The organism is Tropicimonas sediminicola (genome assembly GCF_900188335.1).
GTDB lineage: Bacteria > Pseudomonadota > Alphaproteobacteria > Rhodobacterales > Rhodobacteraceae > Tropicimonas > Tropicimonas sediminicola.
On record NZ_FZOY01000006.1, the window covers coordinates 92164 to 116816 of the forward strand.

Genomic DNA, 24653 nt, shown 5'->3' on the forward strand with positions numbered 1-24653 from the left:
TTTCCGGTTTGTCACGCTCTTGCTGGCGCGACGCGGCATCGAACGATACCATGCGCTCAAAAGCAGTGAAGGGTGTGGCGATGATGGATCCTGCGACGCGGCTTGGCACCGCGCCTCTTTGGCTTGCCTGTGCATGGCTCGCAGGTGCGCTTGCCGTGGCAGCGCAGGACCAGCCGGAATCGCCCGCGGTCGAGCCCCCGGCCTACGTGGGCACCATGGCTTGCGCCGAATGCCACACCGCCGAATTCGAAAGCTGGACCGGCTCGCACCACGATCTCGCCTGGACCGAACCGACCGCCGAGAACATCCTCGGCGATTTCGATGACGTGACCTTCGAACACCAGGGCGTGACCACCACCTTCAGCCGCGAGGGCGACCAGTTCTTCATCGAGAGCGACGGGCCCGATGGCGCGCTGACCAGGTGGCCGGTGGCCGGGGTGATCGGCATCACCCCGCTCCAGCAGTATTTCGTCGAGACCGAACCGGGGCGGATGCAGAGCTTCGACATCCCCTGGGACGTGATCGAGAACCGCTGGTACCACATGTATCCCGAGGAGCACCTGCCTGCGGGCGACGGCTTTCACTGGACCGGCCCCTACAAGAACTGGAACGCGCGCTGCGCGGAGTGCCACGCGACCGATTTCCAGCGCAACTACGACCTGCAGACCGGCAGCTACGCCAGCACCGCGAGCGAGATCGGCGTCGGCTGCGAGGCATGCCACGGCCCCGGCTCGGCCCACCTAGACTGGGCGGCGGCGGTCGATGCGGGCACGGAGTTCGAGGTTCCGCCGGCCCTGAGCCCGACGGGCTTCACGGTGGACTACGCCGCCTCCGACGCCGAGACGGAAATGCAGCAATGCGCCTCCTGCCATTCCCGGCGCGGCACCTATCTGGGTGGGTCTCCCCTGCCCGGCACGCCGTTCCACGACGCCTACCGGCTCTCCACCCTGCGCGACCCGCTCTACCACGCGGACGGCCAGATCCGCGACGAGGTCTATGCCTACGGCTCCTTCCTCCAATCCAAGATGTATGCCGCAGGCGTCCAGTGCTCGGACTGCCACGACGTGCACAGCGCCACGCATTACAACGAGGGCAACGACGTCTGCGCCACCTGCCACTCGCCGGCGGGCAACTCGGACTTCCCGACCCTGAAGCTGGCCGAGTACGACTCGCCCGAGCACCATTTCCACCCCGAGGACAGCGAGGGCGCGCAATGCGTTTCCTGCCACATGATCGAGCGGGTCTACATGGGCGTCGACGGGCGGCATGACCATTCGTTCCGCGTGCCGCGCCCGGACCTGACCATTGCCGTCGGCACGCCCAACGCCTGCACCGACTGCCATGCGGAGGAAGGCCCCTACTGGGCGCAGGAGGAGCTGGACAAGCGCTTCCCGAACTCCGCCTATCGCGGCGATCACTTCGCGCTGGCCTTCGACGCCGCCTTCAAGGGCGAGGCGGGGATGGGCGACACCCTGGTGTCGATCGCGCTCAGCCCGTCCATGCCGGGGATTGTCCGGGCGACGGCGCTGGAACTGCTCGCGCCGCAGGCCACGCCGGAGCAGGCCGAGCAACTGGCGCTGCTACTGGAAGATGCCGACCCGATGGTCCGCACCCATGCCGTCTCGCTGCAACGTGTCGCGGCGCCGACCGACATGGTCGTGCGCATCCTGCCGCGACTGTCGGACGAGAGCCGGTCGGTCCGCATCGCCGCCGCGCGCGAGATGCTTGCCGCCCCGATTGCCCACTTGCCCGACGCCAACGCCCGGGCGCTGGCCGGCGCAATGGGCGAATGGCAGTCCTCGCTCGCCAACACCGCCGATTTCCCGGAGACCCAGCTTGTTCTGGGCGGCATCGCCCTGACCACGCGCAACCTCGAAGGGGCGATCAGCGCCTTCGGTGAGGCCACGCGGCTCGATCCGCAGCTCGTTGCCGCCTGGTCGATGCTGGTTCGGCTCCGCGCAGCGAGCGGCGACGAGGATGGCGCCCGCGAGGTGCTGACCGAGGCGCTGTCGCTGAACCCGGAGGATCCGACGCTGCTCGGCCTCGAGGCACAGCTGCCCTAGAACGCGCGGCGCGAGGACCTACCTGACAGGGAGACCGCAGCCCCGAGGGGTGCGTTCGGGCAGACATGCTGTCCGGCCGGCCCCGACCGACGGAGACGCCCCGATGCCCCCATCCGCCCGCCGCCTCGCCGCTTCCACGCTCGCCCTCGCCCTGGCCGCCGCCGGCGCCACGGCGCAGGATTTCAACGCCACCCCGCCCAACGCCGAAGGGCAGACGCCCGCCTTCGCCGGCCAGACCCGCGCGCCGGTGATCTCCGACCCCGTGCAACTCGACCGCGAGGTCGTGGCCGACGGGCTCCAGCACCCCTGGGGCATGGACCAGCTGCCCGACGGCAGCTGGATCGTCACCGAGCGCCCCGGCCGTATGCGGATCATCCTGCCCGATGGCCGCCGCTCCCGCCCGATCGACGGCCTGCCAGAGGTCGACGCCCGCCGCCAGGGCGGGCTGCTCGACGTGGTGGTGCGCGAGGATTTCGCGACCAGCCGCGAGGTCTGGTGGAGCTATTCCGAGCCTGCCGAGAGAGGCCGCAACCGGTTGGCGGTGGCGACCGGCGTGCTGTCGCCCGATGCCGGGCGGATGGAGCAGGTCGAGGTGATCTTTCGCCAGGAGCCGGCGGTCGATTCCACGATGCATTTCGGCTCGCGGCTCGTCTTCGACCGGTCCGGCGCGCTCTTCGTTACTACGGGAGACCGCCACGGGCCGCGCGAATCCGCCCAGGACGTCGCAACCCACCTCGGCAAGGTGCTTCGGATCAGCCCCGAGGGCGGTCCTGCCTCGGGCAATCCGCAGATCGCCGGCGGGCGGCCGGAGATCTGGTCGCTCGGGCATCGCAACATCCAGGGCGCTGCGCTTGACGGGGCGGGCCGCCTCTGGACGGTCGAACACGGCCCCCGCGGCGGCGACGAGCTGAACCGCCCCGAGGCCGGTGCGAACTACGGCTGGCCGGTGATCTCTTATGGCCAGGAATATTCCGGCGCGCCGGTCGGACAGGGCGCCACTGCCCGCGATGGGCTGGAGCAGCCACGCTACTACTGGGACCCGGTGATCGCCCCCTCCGGCATGGCCTTCTACGACGGCGCGCTCTTCCCCGATTGGCGCGGCAGCGTGCTGATCGGCGGGCTGACCGGGCAGGCGCTGGTACGGCTGACGCTGGAGGACGAGGCCGTGACCGGCGAGGCGCGTTACCTCGAAGGGCGCGGACGGGTGCGGGATGTGGATGTCGCGGCGGACGGCGCGGTCATGCTGCTGATCGACGCGCGGGACGGTGCGCTGGTCCGCCTTGCGCCCGAGCGCTGACGGCCCGCCTCACTCCGGCGGCGATTCCTCGTCGTCGCCACCGTTCCCGAAGGCGATGAAGAACTCGTAGACGCAATAGGCGCCGAGCACGAGAAAGACGGTGCCCCAGAGCGGCGAGGCCGCGAGGAACTCGATCAGCGCCCAGCCGAGCGTGACCGCCACGATCGCCACCCGCCGCCAGAGCGGGGCATAGAACGGGTGGTTGCGGTCGAGCAGCTTCATGCCTCAGGTCCTCGCTGGAATGCGCAGGGACCTGTGTGCCTCGTGCGGCCCGGTCAGTCCAGCCCTCAGGCGAAAGGGGCCGCCCGCTCGATCAGTTCCGCGAGGTTCGGCTCGTCCGGATTTCGCGGCTGGCCCGGGTGGATGATGCTCACCTGGCAGCCCTCCGCCGCCTCGACCAGTTGCCGGTAGGTGCCGGCGTCCGGATCGGCGATATAGGCCTGCATGTTCTCGTTGTAGCGGAACATGGCGCTGTTCACCTGGGTGCATTCGTTGCAGGTGGTGCAGCGGGCGGTCTCGATCCAGGGCACGCCGTCGGCTGCCCCTTCATCGGCTGGCTCGGCCGCAACCGGGGGCGCCTCTGCAACGGCCGGTGCCGGTTCCGGCGCCAGAGCGGGTTCCGGCTCGGCCTCGGCCTTGCGCTCCGCCGCCTCCCGCGCCTTCCGTTCGGCGGCAAGCAACCGCAGGGCGTGGGAATTGTTCACCCCCGCCAGTTCGAGCAGCCGCCGCCAGGCATCGTTGCAGCGCAGCGCCGCCTCGACGATCTTGGCGTCGACGACAACCCGGAAAAGCCGGTTCTCGGGATCGATGCCGAGCACGTAACTGCTCTCGATCGCGTTGCCCTCGTCCGGTTCGGCCAGATGCTCGGCGGTGGGCATCATCGCAGGCGTCCAGCCGTCCTGTGGCACCGCATGGCAGAACCGCTGGTAGCGCGCGTCGCAAATCGCGAAATCCGCAAAGCTGAAGGCGATCCTCTCCCGGCAGCCCTGCCCCTCGCGGTCCTCGTAGTCCAGCACATGCTCCGGCCAGTCCGCCTCGCATTGCGGGTTGACCGAGAGATCGAAGCGCGAGGCGAGGTCCGCCCCGGCGGCCGGATCATAGGTGAAGTTCGGGAAGACCCGCGCCTCGGTCGCCGCGGCGGACAACACGTAGGGCGCGACCCCGCGCACGCTCGGCGTGGCGCCGGAGTAGATGCAGAACAGCGCCGGCCCGTCGTAATCCATCCCCCGTCGCAGCGCCCGGCACATCCGGAAGAGATGCGCACTGGCAGCCTGGAAGACGAAAGCGTTGTTCAGTCCCATCGCCATCGAGGCGAGCCGCGTCGTGCCGGCGCCGAAGCTGTTGCGCGGCGGTTCGGGCGCGGTCGGGCCGAGCAGGTCGTCGACCTGGATCAGCACCGTGATCGGCAGCCCGCAGGCCAGCGCCTCGTAGGCGCGGGCAATCTCGGCCGAGACCGTCACGCCGTCCCTCAGGCAGATCAGGGCCGAGGGCAGCAGGTCCATCTGCTCGGCGGTCAGATCACTCTCGTCGAAACGGGCAAAGACCGGGTCGTGCAACTCGGGCCGATACTTGTTATCCACCTCGAGCTCGGCGACGGTCATCGCCTTGGTGAATTCCAGCACGTCCGGCAGGCGCGCCCGATGCGCGTTGAGCGCGTCCGAGACGCTGGTGAAAGTGTAGTTGTAGGGCTCCGGCCTCTTGGGGCAGCTTTGGGACGCGCGGCCCGGACCGAAAAACGGCTGACATCGAAGCGCCTCGAGCGCGTGCCGGATACGTTTCACCCGGTCCTCCGGCAGGCGATCCTCGGGCCGTGCCCGCTCCAGCACACCGGACAGCGCGTCGAAGTCGATCGACCCGTCGACGTCGCGCCCCATGGCGGAAGCCAGCGCCTCGGCTCCATGCGCCTCGTGCGATTTCATATGGTCGGACTTCAGGATGTCGGACAGGCGGAGGATCAGGCTCTCCACCCGCTTGCGGAAGCGCCGCGCCTTGGCGTCCTGCCGGGCCTTCCAGGCATGGGTGACGACCCGGGCCGGGGTTTCCGCGTTGCAGCCGATCACCTCGCCGTCGAGGTCCAGATGCCGGCGGGCGGCGTCGAGGTTGCTGTCGAGCGGCCCGAAGGGCGCCTCGCCGCTCTCCTTCACCATCTCGGCGGCGGCCGTGCGCCAGAGCGCCGAGAGCCGCCCTGCCCGCCCGCCATTCACCGCGCGGCGGATCCGGGCTTCGAGCTTCAGCACCTGTTGGCGCATCGCCTCGCCATCGGCGCCGGGAGCGGCCGCGGCCTTGAGGATGTCGTCGATGATCCGGCTAAGCGGGCGCAGGAGCGTGGCGCCCTGCCCCTCGTCCACCAGCACCAGCGGGTAGTCGTGGCGAAGTTCGGAAAGCGCGCCATAGCGGGCGAAAAGCGCCGGGCGCAGCGCGCTCACGGACGCGGGCGCCGCGTCCTTGATGGATGGAAAGCTGTTGGCGAACTGGGCTTGTTGCATGAGCCTTACTCCCCGACCTGCGCGGCCGCGCCGTCGGGCCAGATCCCGACCTTGTCGAATTCCTCGTTGAGCACCGTCTCGACCAGCGCCGGCGTGTTCGGCCGCTCGCCCGCGCGCAGCTCGTCGTAGCAGGGCACGTTCGGGTTCCGGTACAGGATTCCCACAGGGATCTCGCCCTCCAGCGCGGCCAGCGCCAGCGCGCGTTCCATGTTCAGCGGATCGTGGGTTTCCTGGTTCTTGTAGACCCGGCTGAGGTCCGGCGCGAGCCGCAGACCGTCGCCATGGGTCAGGATGCGCATCTTCGACGGATCGCGCACCCAGTCGTCGAACCGGTGCTCCATGAAGTTCGGGCAGCGCTGCAGGATGCGGATGAACGAGAGCCCCTTGTGGTGATAGGCCTGCCGCAGGATCTGGTAGAGCAGGTCCGGGATCCAGTCGACCGCCTGCGCCACGAAGGAGACGTTGGAAACGCCCAGCGTCACCGTCAGCGGGTTGAGCGGATTGAGCGTGGCGCCGAAGGGCGTGGTGTTGCTCTTCATGCCGTGCGGCGAGGTCGGCGAGGCCTGTTTCTTGGTCAGGCCGTAGACGTTGTTGTCGTGCAGCAGCACGGTCATGTTCATGTTGTAGCGGATCGCGTGCAGCCAATGCGCCGCCCCGATCGAGCAGCAATCACCGTCGCCCATGGTGACGAAGACATGCAGGTCGGGCCGGCGGATCTTGATCCCCTCGGCAATCGGCAGGGCGCGGCCGTGGATGCCGTGAAACCCGTAGGCGTTCATGTAATGCGGCAGGCGCGAGGCGCAGCCGATGCCGGAGACGCTGACCGTCTTCTCGGGCGGCAATTGCTCGTCGCGGCAGAGCCGCTGCATGGCGGTCAGGATCGCGGTGTCTCCGCAGCCGGAGCACCAGCGCGGTGCGATCTCGCTCTGGTAGTCGGAGATGGCATAGTCCGTCTGGACCATCTGCATCAGGCACTGACTCATCGAAGCTGTCATCGTTACCCCCTATGCCTTGCCCAGTTTCGCCAGCGCGGCGTCGACGATCGCGGCGGGCTTCAGCGGCTGCCCCCGCGCCTTGCCCCAGCAATCGACATCCACCAGCCAGCGCGACCGCAGGAGCATCGCGAGGTGCGAATAGCGGCGGTTGTCGCCGCCGATCAGCGGATCGTCCTTCGGGTCGTTCCAGTTGTTCTCGATGGTCATCACCTTGTCGAACCGGCGCATTACTTCGTCGATGCCGGATGCCATGGGCTGCAGGAACTTCAGGTGCAGCGAGGACACCCGGTGGCCGTCGGCCCGAAGCCGCTTCACCGCCTCCTCGATGGCGCCGCGGGTGCTGCCCCAGCCGATCAGCAGCAACTCCCCCTCCTCGTCGCCGAAGACGGGCGCCAGCCGCAGGGTCGTCTGCAGGGCGGCGAGCTTGCGCGAACGGTTCAGCAGCCCTTCCTCGTTGATCTCGGGGTCGTAGGCCACGTGGCTGTCGCGGTCATGCGCCAGCCCGGTCAGGCAGTGCATCCCGTTTGGCTGCCCGGGAATGAAGCGCGTGGCGATGCCGGTGCGCTCGTCCCAGTCGTAGGGGCGCGCATCCTCCGGAACCGCGCTCTGGTTGACAGGCGGGGCGAGCCAGTCGGCGTTGAACTTCGGCCGAGGGTATGGCTGCTGCGCCGTGGCAAGCGCCGCGTCGGAGAGGATCACCACCACCATGTTGAAGGTCTCCGCGATCTTGCGCGCGGTGATGACGGAATAGAAGCAATCCTCGATGGAGGAGGCCGCCATCACGACCTTTGGCGCATCGCCGTGCCCGCCGAAGATCGCGGCCATCATGTCGCCCTGCTCGACCTTGGTCGGCAGACCGGTCGACGGCCCGCCGCGCTGCACGTCGATCACGACAAGCGGGATCTCGGCCATGACGGCCAGCCCGATCGCCTCCTGCTTGAGCGAGAGGCCCGGACCGGAGGTGATCGTCACCGCGCATTTGCCGGCATAGGAGGCGCCGATGGCGAAGGTCGCGGCGGCGATCTCGTCCTCGGCCTGGTGCACCACGCAGCCCACCTTCTCGAAGACGCTGCTGAGGTAATGCGACGCTGAGGTCGCGGGCGTGATCGGGTACATCGCGCAGACCTCCATCCCGGAGGCCACGACGCCGAGCGCGAGCGCCGCGTTGCCGTTCATCACCACCTGCGGCTCGGTCACCGGCGGCGCGGGGATCTGGTAGCGCAGGTCGAGATTGGCCTCGGCCCAGGCGCGGCCCGCATCGAGCAGCTCGATATTGGCGTCGACGATCTTCTGGTCCTTCTTGGCGAAGACGAAACGCACCTGCGCCCGGGCCAGTTCGGCATCGAGGCTGTAGATCGCGCAGAGCATCCCCAGCACGAACATGTTCTTGCCGCGCCGCGGGTCCGGAACGGATTTCTGGCACTCCGCCTCCATCGGCACCTCGAAGAGCCGATAGCCCGCCGCCCGCACCTCGTCGCGCACCTTGGCATAGGCGCGGGCGATCTCGGGGTTCGGGTCGTGCGTCCACATGTTCTCGAGGATGATCGTCGCGCCCGGCTTCACCTCGCCCGCGTGCAGCCGGCTCAACAGAACCTGCTCGTTAAAGGCCACGACCAGATCCGCCTCGTCGCCCACGTTGGTCACGCGATGCGCGGCCATGCGGACCCGGTTGCCGCTGGCGCCCGCGACCGAGCGGTGCGGCGGCTGGATCTCGGCGGGGATGATCTCGACCGTCCAGATGCCCATGCCGGACCGCGCGGCGATGGCCGCCAGCGATTGCCCGCAGCGCTGCGCGCCTTCGCCGGAATCGCTCACGACCTCGACGATGTGTTCCTGAAGGATCTCCGCGGTCCGCCCCTGCGGCGCCGCGCCGCCCGGTCCGTCAACCTGCCGCGAAAGCATGGCGGTCTCGGCCTGGTGTTGCTTGCCATTGAGTGTCATTGCCGCCTCTCCGCCTCGTTACGCCAACTGAACATGGGTGAAGGTCTTCTCGGCCAGGTCGATCCCGAACAGGCTGTTGTCGAACCCGTTTCGGTCCGCGGCATAGACGACCGCGCTGTCCCGGATGCCGAGATAGGCCCGGATGCTCGCCGCTGCCCTGCGCCCTGCCCCCATCGCGAGGATCACCGTCGCCGCCCCGGTGACGATGTCGCCGCCGGCATAGACGCCCGCCAGCGAGGTCGCGAGATCGGCGTCGGTGTCGATATAGCCCCACTTGTTGAGCCTGAGCTTCGAGGTCTGGCCGAGGATCGGGTTGGGCGAGGTGCCAATGGCGTAGACCACCGTGTCGGCCTCGAAATCGAACTCGCTGCCCTCCACCGGCACCGGGCGTCGGCGGCCGGACTCGTCGGGCTCGCCAAGTTCCATCTGCTGGCAGCGGATGGTGCGGACGTTGTTCTCGGCGTCGCCCAGCAGCTCGACGGGCGTGGTCAGCCAATGGAACTGGATGCCCTCCTCCTGCGCGTGGTGTAGTTCTTCCTTGCGCGCCGGGCACTCGACCTCGGTACGGCGATAGACGCAATGCACCTCCTCCGCGCCCAGCCGCAGGGAGACCCGCATCGCGTCCATCGCGGTGTTCCCGGCCCCGATCACCGCCACCCGCTTGCCTAGCCCGAGCGGGGTGTCGTAGCTCGGGAAATCGCCGGCATGCATCAGGTTGCAGCGCGTCAGCAGTTCATTGGCCGAGAGCACGCCGTTGAGGTTCTCGCCGGGGATGTCCATGAAACGCGGCGTTCCGGCCCCCGCGCCGATGAACACGGCGTCGAAGCCCATCTCGCCCAGCATCTGCTCCACGGTGAAGAGCCGCCCCACCAGCGTGTTGCAGCGGATTTCGACCCCGAGTGCCTCCAGGTTGGCGATCTCGGCGTCGACCACGCTGTTGGGCAGGCGGAACTCCGGGATGCCGTAGCGCAGCACTCCGCCCGGCGCGTGCAGCGCCTCGAAGATCGTCACCTTGCAGCCCGCCTTGGCGAGATCGGCGGCGCAGGCCATGCTCGCCGGGCCCGATCCGACGATGCCGACGCGGAACGGCACCGGCTCGATGTGGCTGGTCTTGCGCCAGCCGTTTGCGATCGCCTGGTCGCCCAGCCAGCGCTCCAGCCGCCCGATCGCCACCGGCTCCAGCCGGTCGCCCACCGGGCAGACGCCCTCGCACTGCTCCTCCTGCGGACAGACGCGGCCGCAGACCGCGGGCAACAGCGTCGAGTCGGTCAGGTGGTTCCAGGCGCCCTCGAAATCCTTGCCGATCATCTTTGCGATGAAGCCGGGGATGTCGATGTTGACCGGGCAGCCCTCGACGCAGGCCGGCTGCGGGCACATCAGGCAGCGCTCGCATTCCAGCAGCGCGTTCTCGCGGTCGAAACCGAGCGCCACTTCCTCGAAATTCCGCGCCCGGGCCTCCGGGTCCTGCACGGGCATGAAGGCCCGCTCCTGCGGAATGCTGCGGATCGTCTTGCGGGCCATGCTCACGCCTTCTCGCTTGTCGCGCCCTCGGGCGCCATTGCCAGCCGGCGGCAGCTGGCGTCGTAGCGGTCCAGCGCCTCCCGCTCCTGCGGCCGGTAGCGCGCCAGCCGCGCCATCAGGTCATCGAAATCCACCTCGTGGCCGTCGAAATCCGGCCCGTCAACACAGGCGAACCTGATCCGGCCGCCCACCCGCACCCGGCAGCCGCCGCACATGCCGGTGCCATCCACCATGATCGGGTTCAGGCTCACCATTGTCCTGATCCCGTGCGGCCGGGTCGCTTCGGCGCAGGCCCGCATCATGATCGGCGGGCCGATGGCGACGAGCTCGTCGATGTCGCCATGCGCGGCGATCGCCTGTTCGATGCCCTGCGTGACCAGCCCCTTGATCCCGGCCGAGCCGTCGTCGGTGCAGATCACGAACTCGTCGCAGACATCGCGGAACTTCTGCTCCCAGAAGATCAGCTCGCGGCTGCGGAAGCCCACCACGCCGATCACGTAGGCGCCGGCCTCCTTGAAGGCGCGCGCCTGCGGATAGATCGGCGCGACGCCCAGCCCGCCGCCGACGCAGATCACCTTGCGCGCGTCCGAGATCTCGCTGGGAATGCCCATCGGCCCGACCAGTCCGAAGAGCCGCGCCCCCGGCACCATCCGGGCCTGCATCTCGCGGCTGGACTTGCCGACCGCCTGAACCACCAGCGTGATGGTGCCCGCCTCCCGGTCGAAATCGGCGATTGTCAGGGGAATCCGTTCGCCGTGATCGTCCAGCATGACGATGACGAACTGTCCAGGACGCGCCGCGCGGGCCATCTGGGGATGACTGACCTCGAGGAGGAATGTCGTCTCCGAGAAATCCTGGCGGTCGACCACCGGAAAGCCGCCGCCCCGATCCGCCTTGCCATCCGGCGTGGAAACGGCCGCTGCAGACGCGCCCGGCACCCTGTCCTCCTCAGACATCGGCATCCTCCTCCCGAAGTGTGGCGTTGTCGGACCCCATTGCCCGGGCTCGCCAACGCGGCCGACCCTAGCCCCCTCCCGCAGGCCTGCATTGATGCGGATCAAACCGCGGGGCGACATCTGGATTTTTCCGAATGTGTGCCTCTTTGGCCGATCGCCCAGGCCATCCGCCTTGCGCGGCCAAATGGCCTGTGCTACCCGCGCAAGTGACCGATCTAAGACCCCTGCGCCAGGGAAGACGCGCCCCTTCATACCGCCCGAGACCGGGCCGAAGGACCAGCGTGGGCGCGCAGGGATCGCAAGCGGTCGCACGACATGCGCCGTGTGGAGGACGGGCCGGTTTCATTGCCCCCGCGATTCCGCACAGACTTCCCCACTGGCACGCCGCAGGTGCCACGAATACAGGACGACAGCCATGGACAGAGGTTCGGTCTCGACCAATGCTCCGCATCGCAGGTTCAACCCGCTCAAGGGCGAGTGGGTGCTTGTCTCGCCCCATCGCACGCAACGGCCCTGGCAGGGCCAGCAGGAGGCGACGGCCGGCGACGAGAAGCCGAAGCACGACCCCGGTTGCTACCTGTGTGCCGGCAACACCCGCAACAGCGGCGCCGTCAACCCCGACTACAAGGGGCCTTATGTCTTCGACAACGACTTCCCCGCCCTGCTGACCGACAGCCCCGAGGGCGGCACCACCGGCGATCCGCTGTTCCGCGCCGACAACGTGCGCGGCACCGCCCGCGTCATGTGCTTCTCGGAGCGCCATGACCTGACGCTGCCCGAGCTTCCGGTGCCCGCGATCCGCGAGGTCGTCGACGCCTGGGCGGGCCAGGTCGAGGAACTTGGCGCCAAATGGGACTGGGTCGCCGTCTTCGAGAACAAGGGCGCCGTGATGGGCTGCTCGCAGCCGCATCCGCATGGCCAGATCTGGGCCTCCGACTTCCTGCCCAACGAGGTCGCGACCGAGGACGCCATGCAGGCACGGCACCTGTCCGAGACCGGCCAGGTCCTGCTCGTGGAATACGCCGCCGCCGAGGCGGCGAAGCAGGAGCGCGTGGTCGTCGAGAACGAGCACTGGATCGCCGTCGTGCCCTGGTGGGCGGTCTGGCCCTTCGAGACGCTGGTGCTGCCCAAGCGGCACGTGCTGCGCCTGCCCGACCTCGACGTCACCGAGCGCGATGCGCTGGCCGACGTGCTCAAGCGGCTCTGCACCCGCTACGACAACCTTTTCGAGACCGAGTTTCCCTACACGATGGGCTGGCACGGAGCGCCGACGCGCGAGGGCCGCTACGATCACTGGCAGCTCCACGCCCATTTCTACCCGCCACTCCTGCGCTCGGCGACGGTGCGCAAGTTCATGGTGGGCTACGAGATGCTGGCCGAAGCGCAGCGCGACCTGACGGCGGAAAGCGCCGCGGACCGCCTGCGGTCGCTGCCGGATGTGCATTACAAGGACCGTTTCAATACCGATCAGGGGGGCGCCGAGTGAGCGACACCGTGACAGACAAGGCCCTCGCGGAACGCGTGACCGCGGCCTACGAGCAGTATTTCAAGCAATCGCCCGAAGTGGCGACCTCGGCACCGGGGCGGGTGAACCTCCTCGGGGAACATACGGATTACAATGGCGGATTCGTCCTGCCGATGGCCCTGCGCGGGCTCGGTGTGGGGGTCGCGATCGGCCGCGGGCCGGAGCCGGGCGTGGTCCGGGCCTATTCCGACACCTTCCACGACGCGGAAACCCGGAACATCGGCGAGAACGCGGTCGGCAAGTGGTCGGACTACGTGCTCGGCAGCCTCAAGGCGGTAGCCGAACCCGAGGTGGCGGAAACCGGCGTGCAGATCGCGCTGATCACCACGCTGCCCATGGGCGCCGGTCTCTCCAGCTCCGCCGCGCTCGAGGTGGGCACCCTGCGGGCCGTGACCGCGCTCTACGCCAAGCAGATGTCGGCGGTCGACCTCGCGGTCCGCGCCCGGGCAGTGGAAAACGGCTATGTCGGGATGCCCTGCGGGATCATGGACCAGTTCGCCTCTTCCGTAGGCGAGCCGGGTACAGCGCTCTTCCTCGACACGCGCACCCTCGACCACGACACCGTCCCCGCCCTGCCGGGCCACAGCTTCGTCATCGTGGAATCGGGCGTGAGCCATCAGCTCACCGAGGACGGCTACGCGACCCGCGTGTCCGAGTGCAACGCCGCCTGCAAGGCGCTCGGCGTCGAACTCCTGAGCGATCTCGGGATCGGCGACCTCGAGCGGATCGCGGCGATCGAACCGCTGCTCGGCCGACGGGCCCGCCACATCGTGACCGACAACCAGCGGGTGCTGGACGGCGTCACGGCGCTCAGGACGGGCGATGCGGCCCGCTTCGCGCAGCTCATGATCGACAGCCACGCCTCGCAACGCGACGATTTCGAGATCACCGTTCCCGAGACCGATGCCATCGCCGCCGGCGCACTGGAAATGGGCGCGCTTGGCGCGCGGCAGACCGGCGGCGGCTGGGGCGGCGCCATCGTGGCGCTGGTGCCCAACACCGCGCTTGCCGATTTCGGCGAGGCCATCACTTCGCGCTTCCCCAAGACGCGCGTGCTCGCGATCACCTGAGCCGGCCGGCAGGCCGCTCCCGGAACCGGCGTACCCCGGCACGCCGGTTTTTTCGTGCTCGGCGTCGGGTTTCGGTGGAAATCTCGCGGCGCTTTGTTGACCCTTCCCGCGATCCGGGCATTCTGCACGAAACCTCCGGCAGAAACGACCGGACCAACACCAACGGGAGACAACAAATGAAAATTCTCGGCGCATTGACCACTTGCGCGGCGATCCTCGCGGCCGGCACGGGCTTTGCCGGCGACGTCAAGGTCGGCATGATCACCACGCTGTCCGGCGGCGGCGCGGGCCTCGGCATCGACACCCGCGACGGCTTTCTGCTCGCTCTGAAACAGGCCGGCGCCGACAACATCGAGGTGGTGATCGAGGACGACCAGCAGAAGCCCGACGTGGCGGTGCAGCTGGCCGACAAGATGATCCAGTCCGAGAATGTCGACGTGCTGACCGGGATCGTCTGGTCGAACCTCGCCATGGCCGTGGTGCCGGCGGCGACCGCACAGGGCAAGATCTACCTCTCGACCAACGCCGCGCCTTCTGCGCTGGCCGGCAAGGGATGCCACCCGAACTACTTCTCGGTCTCCTACCAGAACGACAACCTGCACGAGGCCGCCGGCGCCTATGCCACCAAGGCGGGTATCACCAAGGCGTTCATCCTCGCGCCGAACTACCCGGCCGGCAAGGATTCTCTCAACGGTTTCAGGCGCTTCTACGAAGGCGAGGTGGTCGGCGAGATCTACACCCAGCTCGGCCAGACCGACTACGCCGGTGAGATCGCCCAGATCCGCGCCTCGGAGGCCGACGGCATCTTCTTTTTCCTGCCCGGCGGCATGGGGATCTCTTTCGTCAAGCAATACGCGGGCTCGGGCGTAGAACTGCCGCTCGTCGGTCCCGCCTTCAGCTTCGATCAGGGTATTCTCGGCGCGGTGGGCGATGCGGCGCTCGGCGTCAAGAACACCTCCCAATGGAACAAGGACATCGACAACGAGGCGAACAAGACCTTTGTCGACGGCTTCCTCGCCGAATACGGCCGCCTGCCCTCGCTCTACGCCGCTCAAGGGTATGACACCGCCAACCTGCTGATTTCCGCCGCCGAGAAGGCCGAGGTGAGCGACACCGAGGGCTTCCGCGCGGCACTCAAGGAAGCCGACTTCGCTTCCGTGCGTGGCAAGTTCTCCTTCGGAGCCAACCAGCACCCGATCCAGGACATCTACGTCCGCGAAGTGGTCAAGGAAGGTGACGTGCTGACCAACCGGATCCTCGAGCCGGTGCTGGTTGACCACGTCGACGCCTACGCCGCCGAATGCAGCATGTGACCCCGGGGCTCCGTTGTTGCACGCAAGTCTGACTGAACGCCGGTCGCGCGCCCCTGCGCGCGGCCTGCCGCTGCCGCCCGACGTGACGCCGGAGTCCGCGACCGCATGAGCCTCTCCCTGCTTCTCGAACAGGTCCTGAACGGGCTTCAGTTCGGCATGATGCTGTTCCTGATGTCGGCCGGGCTGACGCTCGTCTTCGGCGTCATGGGGCTGATCAACCTCGCCCACGGCTCCTTCTACATGATCGGCGCTTTCGCCTGCGCGGGCGTGGCGATGGCCACGGGATCGTTCTTCCTCGGCCTCGTGGCCGCGCTCGCGGCGGCGGCGGTCGCCGGTGTGCTGGTCGAGATGCTGGTGATCCGGCGGCTTTATGACCGGGACCATCTCGACCAGGTGCTCGCGACCTTCGCGCTGATCCTGGTGTTCTCCGAAGGCACCCGCTACCTCTTCGGCTCCTTCCCGCTCTACCTCGACGTGCCGCCGCTCCTCTCAGGTGCCGTCGCGCTGCCGGGCGGCATCGACTACCCGGTCTACCGCCTCGCGGTGATCCTGGCCGGCGGGCTGCTGGCCGTGGGCCTTTTCTGGCTCGTGGGGCATACCCGGCTTGGCATCCGCATCCGCGCCGGTGAGGCCGACCGGGAGATGATCGCCGCGCTCGGCGTCGATATCGACCGGCTCTACACCATCGTCTTCGCCCTCGGCACCGCTCTGGCGGGGCTTGCCGGGGCCATCGTCGGCACGCTGCAATCGGTGCAGGTGGGCATGGGCGAGCCGGTCCTGATCCTTGCCTTCGTGGTGATCGTGATTGGCGGCATCGGCTCGATCAAGGGCGCGCTGATCGGCGCGCTGCTGGTCGGGCTGACCGATACGCTGGGCCGCAGCCTGCTGCCGGTCGCCTTCGCCGCCTTCCTGCCGCCATCGGAGGCCAACGCGGTCGGCTCGGCGCTGGCCTCGCTGCTGATCTACCTGCTGATGGCGGGCGTGCTCGTGTTCCGGCCGAGCGGCCTCTTCGGTGCGGTGCGCGCATGATCCGCGAACGCTACCTCAACCTCGCGCTGCTCGCGGCGCTTCTCGCCGTGCCGGTGCTGGCCCAGGTCCAGGGTGCCCCCTTCACCATCACGCTCGCCACCAAGATCGCGATCTTCGCGCTGGCTGCCGTCGGGCTGAACCTGGCGCTCGGGCTTGGCGGGCTGGTCTCCTTCGGCCACGCCGCCTTTTTCGGCGTCGGCGGCTACGTCATCGGGATTCTTGCAAGTCACGCAAGGAACTACGAGCCGTTTCTCACCTGGCCGGTGGAGGTGGCGGGCACCACCCAGATGCTGGTGCTCTGGCCCCTCGCGGTGCTTGTGGCCGCCCTCGTCGCCGCCGCTATCGGGGCGCTGTCGCTCCGCACCTCCGGCATCTTCTTCATCATGATCACGCTGGCCTTCGCCCAGATGCTTTATTATTTCGCCGTCTCCTGGCCGACCTATGGCGGCGAAGACGGGCTGCCCTTCTACCTTCGCGGCGACTTTCCCGGCCTGAACACCATGGACCCGATCAGTTTCTTCGGGCTCTGCTACGCCCTGCTGCTCGTCGCTCTCTGGCTGTTCCACCGCCTCCACCGCGCGCGCTTCGGATTGGCGCTCGAAGGCGCGCGGCAGAACCCGGAACGGGTGCAGGCGCTCGGCATCCGGCCGTTCCAGGTCCGCCTCCTGGCCTTCATCCTCTCGGGCGCGATCACCGGGCTTGCCGGCGCGCTCTATGCCGACCTCAACCGGTTCGTGAGCCCGGCGATGTTGGGCTGGCAGACCTCCGGCGAGCTGATCGTTCTGATCATCCTCGGCGGCGTGGGGCGGCTCTGTGGGCCGGTCGCGGGCGCGGGGCTGTTCTTCCTGCTGGAGCACTGGCTCGGCGGGCTCAGCGAGTTCTGGCAGTTCTGGTTCGGCCTGATCCTGCTCTGCGTGGTGCTGTTCGCCCGCGGCGGGTTGATCGGGGCGCTTGCGAAGGATCAGACCCATGACTGAGCCGATCCTCGAGGCACGCGGCCTCTGCAAGACCTTCGGTGCGCTGGTGGCCTCCGATGCCGTCTCGCTCGATTTGCGAAACCGCGAGATCCACGCCCTGATCGGACCGAACGGCGCGGGAAAATCCACGCTCATCAAACAATTGTCCGGCGATCTTCGCCCCGATTCCGGCCAGGTCCTGTTCGACGGTCACGACGTCACGGCACTCCATGTCGCCGGAAGGGCCCGCCTTGGGCTGGCGCGGAGCTTCCAGGTGTCGTCCGTCGCCAGCGAGTTCACCGTCCTGCAAAACGTGCTGCTGGCACTGGTCGGGCGCGAACGCGGCGCCTTCGGCCTGTTCCGCCGGGTCCTGAGCGATACCCGCCTGACCGAACCCGCCCGCGGCCACATCGCCCGTGCCGGGCTCGCCGGGCGCGAACGGGACCGCGCGGCCGACCTCTCCCATGGCGAGCGGCGCCGGCTGGAGATCGCGATGGCGCTGGCACAGGCGCCCCGGGTCTTTCTGCTCGACGAACCGATGGCAGGCCTCGGGCTGGAAGGCAGTGGCGAGATGACCGCCCTCCTCGACGCGCTGCGCCACGAGGCGCCGATCCTGCTGGTGGAGCACGACATGGACGCCGTCTTTGCCCTTGCGGACCGGATCAGCGTCATGGCCGGCGGCCGCCTCATCGCCACCGGCACGGTCGACGAGATCCGCGCCGACCCGGAAGTCCGCCGCGCCTATCTCGGCGAGGCCGTATCATGACGGCGCCGTTCCTCAGCCTGCGGGATGTCTTTGCCGCCTACGGGCCGGCCGAGGTGTTGTTCGACCTGTCCTTCGACCTCGCCGAAGGCGAGATCGCGGCGTTGATGGGCCGCAACGGCATGGGCAAGACGACCACGATCCGCAGCATCTGCCGCCTGCAACGGCTGACCCACGGCGCGATCCACCTCGACGGGCACGACATCACCCGGCTCGACGCCCACGAAGCCGCACGGCTTGGCCTCGGCCTCGTTCCGGAGGGCCGGCGCTGCTTCGCGCCGCTGACGGTGGAGGAAAACCTCGTCGTCGCCGCCCGCCCCGGCCATTGGGATCTCGCCCGCGTCACCGATCTGTTCCCGCGGCTCGGCGAGCGCCTTGGCCAGCGCGCCGGCTCGCTCTCCGGCGGCGAACAGCAGATGCTGGCGATCGGCCGGGCGCTGATGACCAACCCGCGGCTCCTGCTGCTCGACGAGGCCACCGAGGGACTCGCCCCGCTGATACGGCAGGAGATCTGGGCCGCCATCGAGGCGGTCGCGCGCGGCGGCGGACTGACAACGCTGGTGGTCGACAAGAGCCTCGCCGAACTGCGCGGCCTCGCAAGCCGCGCCATCGTGCTGGAAAAGGGACGCAAGGTGTTCGACGGCGCAATGGGCGACCTCACGACCGACCTTTGCGAGCGGTATCTCGGCGTCTGACGCGATCAGTTGACGGGCGTCAACAACGGTTTGCCGGCGAAGAAGGCCGCGAGGTTATCGCGCTGAAGCTGGCCCATCGCATTGCGCGTCTGCACCGTGGCCGAACCGATATGCGGGGCCAGCAGAACGTTGTCGAGCGCCCGGAACCGCGGGTCGATCTGGGGCTCGTCGAGGAACACGTCCAGCGCCGCGCCGCCAAGCCGGCCAGCTTCCAGCGCGTCCAGCATCGCCGCCTCGTCCACCGTCGACCCACGGGAGATGTTGACCAGAACGCCCGTCGGCCCGAGCGCCTCGATCACCGCCGCGCTGACGTAGCCTTCCGTCTCCGCCCCGCCAACCAGCGCGACGAAACAGGCGTCGACCGCGCTGGCCAGCGCCACGGGATCGGCGTGATAGGTCCAGCCCTCGGGCACATCCTTGGGCGAACGCGAATGGTAATGGATCTCGCACTTCATCGCGGCCAGCCGATCCGCGATCTCGCGACCGATCCGCCCGAGGCCGCAGATCCCGACCTTGCGCGCGCTGGCGCTGCGGGCCAGCGGCATTGCCCCGCGTTCCGCCCATTTCCCGGACCGCACCCAGCTATCGGCGCCGTCCATCTCGCGGGCCTGCATGATGAACATCGCGACCGCGAGATCGGCCACATCGTCATTGAGCACGTCCGGCGTGTTGGTCACCTTGACCCCGCGCTGGCTGGCTGCCGCAACGTCGATCGAGTCATATCCGGCCCCGAAATGCGCGATGATCTCCAACCCGGGAAGCATGTCCATCTCGTCCCCCGAGATCGGGGAATGGCTGGAATAGGCCACCGCTCGCGCCGCTTTTGCCTCCGCCGGCAGGTCGGCGATCCTGGCTGCGTTATCGATCAGATGGAGCTCGTACTCTGCGCGCATCGCGTCGATATCGATCTGGCGGAACTTGCCGATGGCGATCAGGATGGGTTGGGTCATGCAGGCAGCTCTCGGTTGGTCACGGACGCGCCCAGACCTACCCTCGAATGATCTGGACGGACAGCGAAATGCGCTGCTCACAGGTAAATTTCTGCAGCACCGCAATACCTTGCAGTCGCTATGGGCGAAATGACAGGCGTTGTCCGACCGTCTTCGGCATGGCGGATCCCGCCCGACCGCCCGTTCCGGATCGACGCGCCTTAACGCATTCGAGACGGGACGCCTGCGCGCAGCTTGCGCGGGAATTCGTGGTCGCACCTTCGGCACATCGCACTACAAGACACATCGCAATGTGGCGTCTCCGACCGAGCGGCGTCTATGGCACCATTCTGGCGCCAGGATGCCCCGCGCCCGATCTCAGAAAAGTTCGACCTCGGAACTCGGCAGAACCTCTCGCCGGGGCGGGGTCTCCGAGACCAAGGCGTCGGAAAGAACGCGCTGACGCGCCTTGCCGCTGGAGGGCCAGAACTGCACCCGGCGTGCGCCGGTGCCGCCGAGGCTCATGGCCACGACCTCGATCCCCTCGCGCTTGCAGAACTCGACCGCGAACCGTCCGTTCTTGGCCCCGATATCGCCAAGCCCTTCCATCATCCGCGCACCTCCGAAGAGCTTGCAGCGCAGTCGCCTGCGTTCAGCGCCGCCCTGCAGCAGGCTGTTGATCAGCAATTCCATGGCGTTGGTGCCGTAGAGCGTGCGCCGCAGGTCACCTTCGGACCCTTCCGGCAGCAGGATGTGGTTCATTCCGCCGATCCCGGGGGCCGGATCCCATAGGCAGGCCGCGACGCAGGACCCGAGCACGGCAGTCAGCATCGCGTCGGGGTTCGAAGATACCACCATCTCGCCCTGCCCGATGTGATGGGTGGCGCAGACTCGCTCCATCAGCTCCGCCCTCGCCCGGGACCGGAGGTTTCCTCGAGGATGGCGTCGGCGATCCTGCCGAGCGGGAGCACGCGACTGGCGGCCCCCAGCTCGGCCGCAACCCTCGGCATACCGAAGACGACGCAGCTGTCACGATCCTGTGCGATGCTCGTTGCCCCGGCCTGACGCAGAGTCAGCATACCCTCCGCCCCGTCGCGCCCCATACCGGTCAGCAGGACCGGCACCACCTGCGGTGCGACAGCGGCCGCCGAGTGAAACAGGTAGTCGACCGAGGGCCTGTGGCCGTTGACCTTGCTCTGCGCCACAAGATCGCACCAGGCGTTGTTCCCGGAAGCGCGAAGGCCAAGGTGATGTTCGCCACCCGGCGCGATACGGACCTCTCCCTGCCGGACCTGCTCGCCGTCCCGGGCGAGGTCGACGCCGGGAGCGACCCGCCGCGCCAGGCGTTCGGCGAAGCTCGCGAGGAACGGCCCCGGCATGTGTTGGGCGATGAGAATCGGCGGGGCATTGCGCGGCATCGACAACAGCACCCGCTCCAGCGCATCCACGCCGCCTGTGGACGCCCCTATCAGAACGATCCTGCCATTCCATCGGAAGTTCCCGGACGGTCGAGCCTCCGGCCCGGCAGGTCCGGGGAGGCGCGCTTCGGAGGCTACGAACACTCGCTCCGCAAGATCGGCGAGCGTATCCGGACGATCCGCTCGCGGCTTGCCGATGCAATCCACGGCCCCGAGTTCCAACGCGTCGATGGCCGCCGCGCTGCCGCGATGGGTCTCGGTCGACAGCATCACCACCGGCATCGGGCGCAGGCGCATGAGCCGTTCGAGAAAGGTCAGGCCATCCATACGCGGCATCTCCACGTCGAGCGTCAGAACATCGGGGCTGGTCCGGCGAATGATCTCGCGGGCGTCGTAGGGGTCGGATGCCTCTCCGATGATCTCGAACCGGCCGTCCCTGAGCAGGCACTGCTTGATAAGACTGCGCATCGACGGAGAATCGTCGACAATCACCACGCGTTTCAAAGTCATCCTGAACCCGTCTCTGTTGACCCGAAGCCTCTGCGACCGTTGCCGCGGGTTCAGAACTCCTCCCAGTCGTCATCGGGCTCGATCAGAGCCGCACGCTCGGTCGCGCCATTTGCAGCTGCCAGACGTACCGGCGGCGCCTTGGAGGCCTCCGGCACCGACGTGTCCGGGACCGGCTTTCTGGCCGGCACATGCAGTTCCACACCGGTTCGGAAGCCCATCATGGTTTTGGTCAGCGCCTCCGCCTCGCGGGTCAGCGCGTTGCTGGTGGCGGTGGTCTGCTCGAACATCGCGGCGTTCTGCTGTGTGACCTGGTCGAGCTGGTTGACCGCAGCGTTGATTTCCAGAAGCCCGGTCGACTGCTCCCGCGCGGAAACGGCGATTTCCGAGACGTGTCCCGAGATGCCCTTCACGCTCTCGACGATGCGTTTCAGCGCCGTTCCGGTCTGACCGACGAGGTCCACGCCGCGCTCGACCGTGTCGCCGCTTGCCGTGATGAGTTCGTTGATCTCGCGCGCGGCCTCGGACGAACGTTGCGCGAGCGCCCGCACTTCCGAAGCGACCACGGCAAACCCGCGCCCCGCCTCGCCCGCCCGCGCCGCCTCGACGCCGGCATTCAGCGCCAGCAGGTTGGTCTGGAAGGCGATGTCGTCGATCACACCTACGATCTTCGAGATCTGTCGCGACGAGCTGGCGATCTCTCCCATGGCGTCGACGGCCTGCTGCACGATGTTGCCGCTGCGTTCGGCGTCCGCGCGGGCGTCTTCGACCACCTTGTCCGCGAGCGCCGCCCCGTCCGCTGCACCGCGAACGCTCGTCGTCAGCTCGTCGAGCGCGGCGGCGGTTTCCTCAAGCGTCGCCGCCTGGCGCTCGGTGCGACGCGACAGGTCGTCTGCGGCTGCGTTGATCTCGTCCGCTTCGCTGCGAATTGCACCGGCATTCAGGACGACGCGGGACATCGCCTCGCGCAGGCGGGAGACAGAGGCGTTGAAGTCGCGCCGCAGCCGGTCGTACTCCGGATCGAATGCATCGCCGATCTCGACGGTGAGGTTGCCCTCGGCGAGAGCGTCCAGCCCTACTTTCAGAGCCTCCACGACCCGCGACTGCGCGGCCTCCATCCGGGAGCGAACCGTCTCGGCGTGGCTGATCTCCTCCACCGCATCCGTCGTGTCCGTTCCCATGAACAGGTGACGCATCGGCGTTCCGTTCAGGTCGAGCACCGGGTTGAATCCGCCCTCCACCCACCGCGTGGCGCCGTCGTTGGAGAGGAGCCGGAACCTGCCGGCGACTGCCTCACCACGCGTCAGCCGTTCCAGCATCGCCTGGCCATCCCCGTCCGCGCCCTGCTCCGAACGAATGACGCTGAACCCGTTCCGTCCGAGAAGCGCCTTGCCGTCGGAGCCGACTCCCTCGGCGAAGTTTTCGTTCGCTCTCAGTATCCGACCGTCCGGGCCGATCTGCGCGGTAACCAGGTGCTCTTCGATCGTGGTGAGAATTGCCTGCTGAAGCTGGCTCTCGGTCACGTCCTGCCATTCGACGACATTGCCCATGTGGCCGCCGTCCTCGCCGTGGATCGCGTTGATGCCGAGGGAGAAACGGACGTCGCCCACCGGCAAGTTGACGGTACGGGGAAGGCTCTCGGGATCGTCGAGAATACCTCGGAGCTGGTCCGGATCGGGGTGAAAGATGTCTACCGGCTGTCCAACGAGGTCGCGGGGATCGAAGTCCGGACGGATCACGCGCATCGCCTCTGCATGCGCCTCCATCAACCGGACAAGGGCCGCATTGACGAAACCGATGCGGTGATCCCGCTCGAGCATCATGATCGGCGCGGACGAGGCGGTCAGCGCCGCGCTCTTGGCCTGCGCTTCGCGGGAAACCTCGCGTGCATCGAGCAGGGCCTTGCGGAAATCCTCGAGCGTGCGGGCGATCGCACCGACCTCATCCTTCCGCGCGATATCGGGCACCGTGCACTCCAGCTCGCCGTCGCGCACCTGCCCCATCACGGCCTGGACACGCCGGAGCGGACGGGAGATCCCGCGCGAGAGCAGCCATCCGACGAGGCAGATCAGGGCAAGAAGACCGGTCGACTTGATGGCGACGCTTCCGAGATAGGCCCGGGAGGGCTGGAACAGCACGTCGAGCGGTTCCTCCGCGACGATGGCCCAGGGGCTTCCGGCCACGACCACGGGGCGAGAGGCGGCGAGGCTTGGCTCGCCGGAAAAGGTGGTCTGCTCGACCACCTCGGCCTTGCCGGAAAGCGCCGCGGCGACGGCCGGGCCCTTTGCTGCGGCCCGAAGCGCCACCGCAGACGGGGCCAGCCGCGAGTCGCTGCGCAGCACGCCATCGGGACCGACGAGGTAGGTTTCCGTGCGTTCCGGCAGCCCGAGCTCGGATTGCATGATCGCGTTGACCGGTGCGAGCGAGACCTGGCTCACGAAGACGCCCATCAGCGTGTCCTGTGGGCCGAGGACCTTTGACGCCGCGAAGGCCACCGGCGCGTCCCCGGCCGGAGCGTAAAGCGCGAAGTCGGAGAGCACCACCTCGCCGGGCTCACCCGCCATGGCAGCGGCAAAGACCTCCCCAAGACCGCCCGCCGCAGGATCCGTGACCACGTTCATCCCGAGGTCGGCGGACTTGCGCACCGAGTAGACGACAAAGCCCTCCGGATCGAGCAGGTAGGAATCCTGGAGGCCGTGAAGGGTCACATATTGCAGGAACTGGTCGTGGAAGGTTGCGTGTTTTCGAGAGTATTCCGAGCCGTCTCCGGCATCGACCAACCGCTCGCGCGCGCTTGCAGGATAGGGGTTTTCATCCAGGTAGAGCCTGCGCACGGTGCCGACCGGATCCGCGTCGTCGATGTAATGGAAGCCGAGGCCGAGCCCCATCGCGGCCTGGCTGGTGGTCGGCAGGCCCGCCTGAATCCTGACATCGAGAATGGTGTCGGCGACGAAAGCCTCGATCTCCGTCGCGCGGGCATGTGTCGCCAGTTCGAGGGCGGAGCGTGATTTCTCCACCGACTGACGCCGCATGTCGAGCCAGCCGAGTCCGGCCGTCAGGGAGATTGCGGCCGCCGCAAGCAAGGCCACGATCAAGGGCAGTTTCACCGACAGCCGCACGTTGTCCAGTATACGCATTGGAAGGTCCCCAAACTGGTGTTGCCCAGAGCGCCGGGCGCGCGGCCGGCGA

19 protein-coding genes are annotated in these 24653 nt (G+C 68.1%); 9 read left to right on the top strand and 10 right to left on the bottom strand.

The genetic code is table 11. From position 1 onward, the window contains the following. Positions 1 to 50 precede the first annotated feature (50 nt). Together CHB86_RS15735 and CHB86_RS15740 are read left to right on the top strand one after the other, a co-directional pair. A complete protein-coding gene (locus CHB86_RS15735; RefSeq protein ID WP_245838010.1) occupies positions 51 to 2063 on the top strand; it encodes a multiheme c-type cytochrome in 2013 nt (670 codons plus the stop codon). A 103-nt stretch (positions 2064 to 2166) separates the two neighbouring features. Then, complete coding sequence (locus tag CHB86_RS15740; RefSeq protein WP_089234039.1) at positions 2167 to 3360, top strand: PQQ-dependent sugar dehydrogenase; 1194 nt, start codon at positions 2167 to 2169, stop codon at positions 3358 to 3360. Between the two features lie 9 nt (positions 3361 to 3369). On the opposite strand, the gene CHB86_RS15745 is transcribed toward CHB86_RS15740, so the two are convergent. The 6 genes from CHB86_RS15745 to CHB86_RS15770 all read right to left on the bottom strand — a co-directional run bounded on the left by CHB86_RS15745 (position 3370) and on the right by CHB86_RS15770 (position 11259). After that, on the bottom strand, positions 3370 to 3582 hold the full coding sequence (locus tag CHB86_RS15745) for a hypothetical protein (protein ID WP_217898324.1): 213 nt from the start codon (positions 3580 to 3582) through the stop codon (positions 3370 to 3372). A 65-nt stretch (positions 3583 to 3647) separates the two neighbouring features. Further along, the gene (locus CHB86_RS15750) at positions 3648 to 5846 is read right to left on the bottom strand and encodes a ferredoxin (RefSeq protein WP_089234040.1); all 2199 of its coding nucleotides are present in this window, start codon (positions 5844 to 5846) and stop codon (positions 3648 to 3650) included. 5 nt (positions 5847 to 5851) lie between these two features. Continuing rightward, complete coding sequence (locus CHB86_RS15755; protein WP_089234041.1) at positions 5852 to 6841, bottom strand: thiamine pyrophosphate-dependent enzyme; 990 nt, start codon at positions 6839 to 6841, stop codon at positions 5852 to 5854. Positions 6842 to 6850: 9 nt separating this feature from the next. Then, on the bottom strand, positions 6851 to 8782 hold the full coding sequence (locus CHB86_RS15760) for a 2-oxoacid:acceptor oxidoreductase subunit alpha (RefSeq protein ID WP_217898325.1): 1932 nt from the start codon (positions 8780 to 8782) through the stop codon (positions 6851 to 6853). 18 nt (positions 8783 to 8800) lie between these two features. Then, complete coding sequence (gene gltA / locus CHB86_RS15765; RefSeq protein WP_089234042.1) at positions 8801 to 10303, bottom strand: NADPH-dependent glutamate synthase; 1503 nt, start codon at positions 10301 to 10303, stop codon at positions 8801 to 8803. Positions 10304 to 10305: 2 nt separating this feature from the next. Next, a complete protein-coding gene (locus tag CHB86_RS15770) occupies positions 10306 to 11259 on the bottom strand; it encodes a sulfide/dihydroorotate dehydrogenase-like FAD/NAD-binding protein (RefSeq protein WP_089234043.1) in 954 nt (317 codons plus the stop codon). Positions 11260 to 11674: 415 nt separating this feature from the next. On the opposite strand from CHB86_RS15770, the gene CHB86_RS15775 reads away from it, so the two are divergent. The 7 genes from CHB86_RS15775 to CHB86_RS15805 all read left to right on the top strand — a co-directional run bounded on the left by CHB86_RS15775 (position 11675) and on the right by CHB86_RS15805 (position 18610). Next, the gene (locus CHB86_RS15775) at positions 11675 to 12745 is read left to right on the top strand and encodes a UDP-glucose--hexose-1-phosphate uridylyltransferase (protein WP_089234044.1); all 1071 of its coding nucleotides are present in this window, start codon (positions 11675 to 11677) and stop codon (positions 12743 to 12745) included. After that, complete coding sequence (gene galK, locus CHB86_RS15780) at positions 12742 to 13854, top strand: galactokinase (RefSeq protein WP_141134911.1); 1113 nt, start codon at positions 12742 to 12744, stop codon at positions 13852 to 13854. The genes CHB86_RS15775 and galK overlap by 4 nt, the downstream gene beginning before the upstream one ends. Before the next feature lie 176 nt (positions 13855 to 14030). Further along, positions 14031 to 15167 carry an ABC transporter substrate-binding protein gene (locus CHB86_RS15785; protein ID WP_089234045.1) on the top strand — a complete coding sequence of 379 codons (1137 nt, stop codon included), beginning with the start codon at positions 14031 to 14033 and terminating at the stop codon, positions 15165 to 15167. A gap of 105 nt (positions 15168 to 15272) precedes the next feature. After that, positions 15273 to 16196 (top strand): branched-chain amino acid ABC transporter permease, encoded by a 924-nt coding sequence (locus CHB86_RS15790; protein ID WP_089234046.1) that lies wholly within the window; start codon positions 15273 to 15275, stop codon positions 16194 to 16196. Then, positions 16193 to 17173: a branched-chain amino acid ABC transporter permease gene (locus tag CHB86_RS15795; RefSeq protein ID WP_089234047.1), complete on the top strand. Its 981-nt coding sequence runs from the start codon at positions 16193 to 16195 to the stop codon at positions 17171 to 17173. Before CHB86_RS15790 ends, CHB86_RS15795 begins: the two co-directional genes overlap by 4 nt. Then, positions 17166 to 17918 (top strand): ABC transporter ATP-binding protein, encoded by a 753-nt coding sequence (locus CHB86_RS15800; protein WP_089234048.1) that lies wholly within the window; start codon positions 17166 to 17168, stop codon positions 17916 to 17918. The genes CHB86_RS15795 and CHB86_RS15800 overlap by 8 nt, the downstream gene beginning before the upstream one ends. Continuing rightward, the gene (locus tag CHB86_RS15805; protein WP_089234049.1) at positions 17915 to 18610 is read left to right on the top strand and encodes an ABC transporter ATP-binding protein; all 696 of its coding nucleotides are present in this window, start codon (positions 17915 to 17917) and stop codon (positions 18608 to 18610) included. The genes CHB86_RS15800 and CHB86_RS15805 overlap by 4 nt, the downstream gene beginning before the upstream one ends. Positions 18611 to 18615: 5 nt before the next feature. Here CHB86_RS15805 and CHB86_RS15810 read toward each other — a convergent pair whose 3' ends face one another. The 4 genes from CHB86_RS15810 to CHB86_RS15825 form a co-directional block, all read right to left on the bottom strand. Next, positions 18616 to 19560: a 2-hydroxyacid dehydrogenase gene (locus CHB86_RS15810; RefSeq protein WP_089234050.1), complete on the bottom strand. Its 945-nt coding sequence runs from the start codon at positions 19558 to 19560 to the stop codon at positions 18616 to 18618. A gap of 357 nt (positions 19561 to 19917) precedes the next feature. Further along, entirely contained in the window at positions 19918 to 20439 is a 522-nt protein-coding gene (locus CHB86_RS15815; RefSeq protein ID WP_089234051.1) for a chemotaxis protein CheD, read from the bottom strand. After that, on the bottom strand, positions 20439 to 21467 hold the full coding sequence (locus tag CHB86_RS15820) for a protein-glutamate methylesterase/protein-glutamine glutaminase (RefSeq protein WP_089234052.1): 1029 nt from the start codon (positions 21465 to 21467) through the stop codon (positions 20439 to 20441). Before CHB86_RS15820 ends, CHB86_RS15815 begins: the two co-directional genes overlap by 1 nt. Before the next feature lie 50 nt (positions 21468 to 21517). After that, a complete protein-coding gene (locus CHB86_RS15825; RefSeq protein ID WP_089234053.1) occupies positions 21518 to 24601 on the bottom strand; it encodes a methyl-accepting chemotaxis protein in 3084 nt (1027 codons plus the stop codon). Positions 24602 to 24653: the final 52 nt, after the last annotated feature.

Excerpts from the sequence above, each read along its gene's own strand:
- CHB86_RS15790 (WP_089234046.1), top strand. The coding sequence starts at position 15,273 with ATGAGCCTCTCCCTGCTTCTCGAACAGGTCCTGAACGGGCTTCAGTTC.
- CHB86_RS15760 (WP_217898325.1), bottom strand. The coding sequence starts at position 8,782 with ATGACACTCAATGGCAAGCAACACCAGGCCGAGACCGCCATGCTTTCG.
- CHB86_RS15755 (WP_089234041.1), bottom strand. The coding sequence starts at position 6,841 with ATGACAGCTTCGATGAGTCAGTGCCTGATGCAGATGGTCCAGACGGAC.
- CHB86_RS15815 (WP_089234051.1), bottom strand. The coding sequence starts at position 20,439 with ATGGAGCGAGTCTGCGCCACCCATCACATCGGGCAGGGCGAGATGGTG.
- CHB86_RS15810 (WP_089234050.1), bottom strand. The coding sequence starts at position 19,560 with ATGACCCAACCCATCCTGATCGCCATCGGCAAGTTCCGCCAGATCGAT.
- CHB86_RS15745 (WP_217898324.1), bottom strand. The coding sequence starts at position 3,582 with ATGAAGCTGCTCGACCGCAACCACCCGTTCTATGCCCCGCTCTGGCGG.
- CHB86_RS15825 (WP_089234053.1), bottom strand. The coding sequence starts at position 24,601 with ATGCGTATACTGGACAACGTGCGGCTGTCGGTGAAACTGCCCTTGATC.
- CHB86_RS15785 (WP_089234045.1), top strand. The coding sequence starts at position 14,031 with ATGAAAATTCTCGGCGCATTGACCACTTGCGCGGCGATCCTCGCGGCC.
- CHB86_RS15820 (WP_089234052.1), bottom strand. The coding sequence starts at position 21,467 with ATGACTTTGAAACGCGTGGTGATTGTCGACGATTCTCCGTCGATGCGC.
- CHB86_RS15770 (WP_089234043.1), bottom strand. The coding sequence starts at position 11,259 with ATGTCTGAGGAGGACAGGGTGCCGGGCGCGTCTGCAGCGGCCGTTTCC.
- CHB86_RS15740 (WP_089234039.1), top strand. The coding sequence starts at position 2,167 with ATGCCCCCATCCGCCCGCCGCCTCGCCGCTTCCACGCTCGCCCTCGCC.
- CHB86_RS15775 (WP_089234044.1), top strand. The coding sequence starts at position 11,675 with ATGGACAGAGGTTCGGTCTCGACCAATGCTCCGCATCGCAGGTTCAAC.
- gltA (WP_089234042.1), bottom strand. The coding sequence starts at position 10,303 with ATGGCCCGCAAGACGATCCGCAGCATTCCGCAGGAGCGGGCCTTCATG.
- CHB86_RS15795 (WP_089234047.1), top strand. The coding sequence starts at position 16,193 with ATGATCCGCGAACGCTACCTCAACCTCGCGCTGCTCGCGGCGCTTCTC.
- CHB86_RS15805 (WP_089234049.1), top strand. The coding sequence starts at position 17,915 with ATGACGGCGCCGTTCCTCAGCCTGCGGGATGTCTTTGCCGCCTACGGG.
- CHB86_RS15750 (WP_089234040.1), bottom strand. The coding sequence starts at position 5,846 with ATGCAACAAGCCCAGTTCGCCAACAGCTTTCCATCCATCAAGGACGCG.
- CHB86_RS15800 (WP_089234048.1), top strand. The coding sequence starts at position 17,166 with ATGACTGAGCCGATCCTCGAGGCACGCGGCCTCTGCAAGACCTTCGGT.
- CHB86_RS15735 (WP_245838010.1), top strand. The coding sequence starts at position 51 with ATGCGCTCAAAAGCAGTGAAGGGTGTGGCGATGATGGATCCTGCGACG.